Source organism: Methylophaga sp. UBA4204 (genome assembly GCF_002379485.1).
Lineage (GTDB): Bacteria > Pseudomonadota > Gammaproteobacteria > Nitrosococcales > Methylophagaceae > Methylophaga.
Genome location: NZ_DFTU01000096.1, coordinates 29,305 through 29,532 on the forward strand (window position 1 = coordinate 29,305; position 228 = coordinate 29,532).

General features: G+C 48.7%; 1 pseudogene. It reads right to left on the reverse strand.

Annotated elements, in window-relative coordinates:
• Positions 1 to 228, reverse strand: a pseudogene (locus tag B3182_RS14635) (ABC transporter ATP-binding protein); the annotation flags it as partial.

Consider the following 228-nt stretch of genomic DNA (forward strand, 5'->3'; position numbering starts at 1 on the left):
CTGATAAACCAGCAGGGCCAGAACCAGCCTGGCTTTTTCGCCACCAGAAAATGGTGCAACCGGTTCCAGAGCAGTATCACCATTAAAGCCAAAACCGCCCAGAAAATTACGGCAATCCTGTTCGGTCGCCATGGGGTCCAATCGCTGCAAATGCTTCAACGCACTCTCATCAGGACGTAATTGTTCTAATTGGTGTTGGGCAAAATAGCCGATAACAATATCTTTGCC